The 4,885-nt window shown below is 59.5% G+C and carries 5 protein-coding genes; all 5 read left to right on the top strand.

The features are described 5' to 3' along the window. Window positions 1-546, top strand: a 546-nt coding sequence (locus AC221Y_RS20310) for a type 2 periplasmic-binding domain-containing protein (protein ID WP_486708206.1), incomplete at its 5' end; no start/stop codon positions are given. Next, window positions 530-1,114, top strand: coding sequence for a TRAP transporter small permease (locus tag AC221Y_RS20315; RefSeq protein WP_486708207.1), 585 nt, complete (start codon window positions 530-532; stop codon window positions 1,112-1,114). The genes AC221Y_RS20310 and AC221Y_RS20315, both read left to right, overlap by 17 nt. Further along, window positions 1,111-2,403, top strand: a complete 1,293-nt coding sequence (locus tag AC221Y_RS20320) for a TRAP transporter large permease (protein WP_176249824.1) — start codon at window positions 1,111-1,113, stop codon at window positions 2,401-2,403. The genes AC221Y_RS20315 and AC221Y_RS20320 overlap by 4 nt, the downstream gene beginning before the upstream one ends. After that, entirely contained in the window at window positions 2,400-4,097 is a 1,698-nt protein-coding gene (locus AC221Y_RS20325) for a dihydroxy-acid dehydratase (protein WP_486708208.1), read from the top strand. Before AC221Y_RS20320 ends, AC221Y_RS20325 begins: the two co-directional genes overlap by 4 nt. Beyond that, on the top strand, window positions 4,094-4,537 hold the full coding sequence (locus AC221Y_RS20330; RefSeq protein WP_486708209.1) for a nuclear transport factor 2 family protein: 444 nt from the start codon (window positions 4,094-4,096) through the stop codon (window positions 4,535-4,537). Before AC221Y_RS20325 ends, AC221Y_RS20330 begins: the two co-directional genes overlap by 4 nt. Window positions 4,538-4,885: the final 348 nt, after the last annotated feature.

The following is a 4,885-nucleotide window of genomic DNA, read 5'->3' on the forward strand; positions in this document are numbered from 1 at the left end:
AAAGTGCCGGCAGATATCAAAGGTCTGAACGTCCGTCCCGCGCACGCGACCATGTCGCGCTTTGTCAGCTCGCTTGGTGGCGGCCCCGTTCAGGTACCTGCCCCCGAGGCGCGCGAAGCAATCGCCAACGGCACAGCGGACGCGATCACCTTCCCTTGGAATTCCGTCTATATCTTCGGGATCGACAGCGAGACGCCGTATCATCTCGACATGCCGTTCTACATCTCGGCACAGCTTCTTTTGATCAACAAGGACAGCTATAACGGGATGCCCGATGACCTGAAGGCGATCCTGGATGATCACTGCACCCCGAAATGGTCGCGTCGCTTCTCGGAGGGCTGGGCCGAGAACGAAGCATCGGGTCGTCAGAAGATGGTAGATAGCGGTGAGCACACGCTCTATGCGCCGACAGAAGATGAGGTGCAGATGTGGCGTGACTCGGCGGCACCGCTGATCGATCAATGGAAAGAAGAAGCCGGCGATGACGCGCAGGCCCTCTACGACGGCTATGTAGAAGCGCTCGAGCGTCATGACGCCCGATACTGACTCAAAAGGTTGGGCGGCACCGCTGCCGCCCAACCTTTCTCCCGTGATGCGGCTGCAGCACGTACTCGAGCGGATATCGCATGGAATTGAGATCGTGGCGGGCTGCATCATGGGGCTGGTCACACTTCTGGTCGTTGCCTCTGCGACGGGGCGATATCTGTTCGCTTACCCGTTGCCTGACGCCTTTGATATGTCGCGCCTTTTGCTGGGGGCGGCTATCATGTGGGGGTTCGCCAGCGTCGGCTTCCGGGGCTCACATATCAAAGTCGATATTCTAGTAGAGCGCCTGTCGCCCGGGCCACGCCGCTGGATCGACGCATTCGCTTGGACCCTGCTGCTGATCTTTACCGGCCTGCTGGCCTGGAAGATGTTCGGCCGCGTATCCAATGCTGCCATCAGCAACGAAACCACCATGGACCTGCGCTTGCCCGCCTGGCCGATGATGGGGCTTATCTGGCTCGGCGTTGCTGTCAGCCTACCTGCGATCCTCGCGCGGCTCATCCTCATCGTGACAGGCCGCGGATCTCTTGACCCTTACGAAAGCATTGAAGTGAAAGACGAAACATGAGCGGTGATCTGATCGCTATATTGGGATTTGTCGCGTTGTTCGCGATGATGATCCTGCGCGTCCCGATCGGTATCGCGATGGGCCTTGTCGGCGTCGGCGGCTTCGCAGCCGTGACTGGCTGGAAACCCGCCCTTAATCTGCTGGCACAATCGCCCATACGCACAGTGACCGATTTCAACCTGACGCTGATCCCGTTTTTCGTACTGATGGGCGTGCTTGCGACCAACTCCGGCATGTCGCGCGAACTTTTCCGCACGGGTCGTCACTGGTTCGGCTTCATGAAAGGCGGCATGGCGATGTCCACCATCGGTGCCTGCGCGGGGTTCGCGGCCATCTGCGGGTCGTCGGTTGCCACCGCTGCCACGATGACAAAGATCGCCTTGCCAGAGATGAAAGAGGCGGGCTATCCGGACGAAGTGTCGACTGGCGTTATCGCGGCGGGGGGCACACTTGGCATCCTGATCCCGCCTTCGGTCGTGCTTGCCGTTTATGGCTATATCACTGAACAGGATGTGGGCGTGCTGTTTATTGCTGGCATCGTGCCGGGCATCATCGCCATCCTGATGTATATGCTTGCCGTCCGCTTTGCCTATGGCAAACGTCTACCTGCCGGAGAGAAATTCAACCTAGGCCAGGCTGTGCGCTCCCTTTCGGGGGTTTGGGCGGTGATGTTGCTTTTCCTGCTCATCATCGGTTCGATCTATTTCGGCTTTACCACCGCAACGGAGGCGGCAGCGGTGGGGTCGTTCCTAACCGCGCTGATCGGCATATTGCGCGGGCGGCTTACGGCACGGCTCTTGCTCGACAGTCTGATCGAGGCGCTTCGGACATCTGTTGCGATCTATACGATCCTGATCGGAGCGATCCTGTTTGGCTATTTCCTCGCCATCACCCAAAGCCCGCAGAAGATCACCGCCTGGCTCGTGGAGCTCGATCTTGGGGCCTATGGGACGCTGGCGCTGATCCTGCTTTTTTTCGTGATCATGGGCTGCATCCTTGACGCAATGGCGATGATCATTCTGCTCGTCCCTATTGTCTTTCCGATCGTGACGCAGCTCGGCTTCGATCCGATCTGGTTCGGGGTGATTATCGTGATGACCGTGGAGCTGGGGCTGATCACGCCGCCTGTGGGAATGAACGTCTTCGTCATCAACTCGATTGCGCGCGATATTTCCCTGCCAACGATCTTTCGTGGGGTGCTGCCGTTCGTCTGTGCAGACGTGCTGCGTCTGATACTGCTTGTCGCCTTCCCTGTACTGGTTCTTTGGCTGCCGAGGACGATGCAATGAGACGATTTCCGACCATATACTCGACGCTGATGCGCGAGAATTCCAAGGCGTTTCTCTACGGTATGGGGATGAGCGACGACGACATCGCAAAGCCGCAGATCGCCGTGGCCCACACCGGGGGCGGTATGAGCCCCTGCAACATGAACCTTGGCGCGCAGGCGGCCCATGCTGCCGAAGGCGTGCGGCAGGCAGGCGGCTATCCGCACGAGACGCCGGTGGTTTCCGTCTCTGACGGGTTGACGATGGCGCATCCGGGGATGCGGTTCTCGTTGATCTCGCGGGAACTGATCGCTGACAGCATTGAGGCGACGATGCGCGCGCATTGCTGGGACGGGCTGATCGCCATCGGTGCATGCGACAAGAACCTGCCGGGCATGATGATGGGCATGGTCAGGGTAAACGCACCGGGTGTGTTTCTGCACGGCGGTGCGACATTGCCGGGTGTTGTGCGCGGGAAAGAGGTTTCCGTGCTGGATGCATTCGAGACCATCGGACGGATGATCGCGGGCGATGCGGACCGCGAAGAGCTTGAGGACTACCAGCGCCACTCTATCACCGGCCCCGGTGCCTGTGCAGGGCAGTTCACCGCGAACACGATGGGGATGGTTTCAGAGGCGCTCGGGCTGTCGCCGGTCGGCGTGTCGATGGTCCCTGCGGGCGATCCGATGCGCGAACAACTGATGCATTTTGCCGCCCGTGCGGTGGTCGACGCCATCGAAGGGGACGGACCGCTGCCGCGCGACCTTGTCACCCGCAAAGCGATCGAGAACGCCTGCGCCATCGTCGCGGCGACGGGTGGGTCGACCAACGCAGCACTGCACATCGCGGCCATTGCACACGAGGCCGGAATCGATTTCGGAATCGAAGATGCGGCAAAGGTGTTCCAGCGCACCCCGTTGATCGGGAATCTCAGCCCGGGCGGAAAATACCTAGCCGCACATGTTCAGGCCATTGGTGGCACCCCTGTCATCCTCAAGGAACTGATCGCGGGCGGATATGTCGACGGGTCGGCGTTGACCATCACCGGACAAACGCTTGCAGAGGCGGTCGCCGATGCCGCCTCACCCGATGGCGACGTTGTCCGAAGCCTTTCCGCACCGATTGCCCCCACCGGCGGTATCGTGGTGCTAACCGGCAACCTCTGTCCCAAAGGTGCGCTACTCAAGGTGGCGGGTCTGACTGCACTCCGCTTTCGGGGACCTGCGCGCGTGTTTGATGGCGAAGAGACAGCTCAGAAAGCGGTGGAAACGCGCGCCTACGCTGAGGGTGACGTCCTCGTTGTGCGGGGCGAAGGACCCAAGGGCGCGCCCGGCATGAAGGAGATGCTGGGGCTCACGGCTCTTCTGTATGGACAAGGCATGGGCGCGAAGACCGCGTTGCTGACGGATGGCAGGTTCTCGGGTGCCTCGCGCGGCATGTCCATCGGGTACGCGTCACCTGAATCGGCCGTCGGCGGGCCCATCTCTTTGGTCGAAGATGGCGATTTCATCACCATCGACGCAAGACCGGAAGTGGCCAGCATTACGCTTGAGGTTGATCCGGCTATCCTTGAGCAACGCGCAAAGGCGCGGGGAATTCCGGCACTGCCGCGCCAAGGCGGGCTGTTGGAGAAATACGCCGCGTCGGTGCAAGGTGCCGAGCGCGGCGCGGTGACACATTCCGGAGCTGTTGACACAAGTGGAGACTTAGATTGACCGAACCAAACCCTTACGATCCCAGAACGCGCGACGACCTGACCGAAAACGAGAAAACGCTGCTGCGTTTCATGGACGATTGCATGCATGGCGACGACCTTTCGCTGCTCGATACACTGGTAGCAGAAGATTACATCCAGCATACGCCGGGCATCGGACAGGGACGCGCGGGGGTGCGGGAATACATCGAAAAGATCGCCTACCGCCGCGAGGGCCGCAAGGAGTGGCGACCGGTACAGATATTCTCGGCGGGCGATATGGTGATCCTTCACAAGATCAGCGCAACGCACATCTTCGCCGATTTCGTGCGCTTCAACGATAAGGGCCAGATGGCGGAGCACTGGGACGTTGTGCAGCCACACCCGGAACCTGGCTACGACCCGATGCGCCCGTCAACAGAGAACCTTGATCGGTTCAAGACGCTCTTCAATCTCGACTAGCCCAACGCGACGAACTGCACGGGGGCAAGCCTGCATAGCCAGTGACTTGCCCCCTCGGGCCTCCCTCGTTCAAAACGAGAGTTTGCGGGTTTAAGTTTCATATTCTTCGTCGCAGAAGCATCTGTGAAAATAGAATAAAAAGTGTGCTCACTTATTGAATTCTGCAAGGAATTGACCCAATTGTCCTAAATACAGTGACCCACCTACTGTAGTAATGCTGCAGAATTTCCATGAAATTTCATGCTTCAGAGGGGTCAGCGTCAAATGGAAAAACTGCCGTATGCACGCGACGTCATGAAACGAGGCTGGCCGTTCCTGATCGTCATGGTGTTTCTGGTCTGGGGCCTA

The organism is Boseongicola sp. (assembly GCF_057460485.1).

Coding starts and splice junctions, on each gene's coding strand:
- AC221Y_RS20315 (WP_486708207.1), top strand. CDS start 530: ATGACGCCCGATACTGACTCAAAAGGTTGGGCGGCACCGCTGCCGCCC.
- AC221Y_RS20325 (WP_486708208.1), top strand. CDS start 2,400: ATGAGACGATTTCCGACCATATACTCGACGCTGATGCGCGAGAATTCC.
- AC221Y_RS20320 (WP_176249824.1), top strand. CDS start 1,111: ATGAGCGGTGATCTGATCGCTATATTGGGATTTGTCGCGTTGTTCGCG.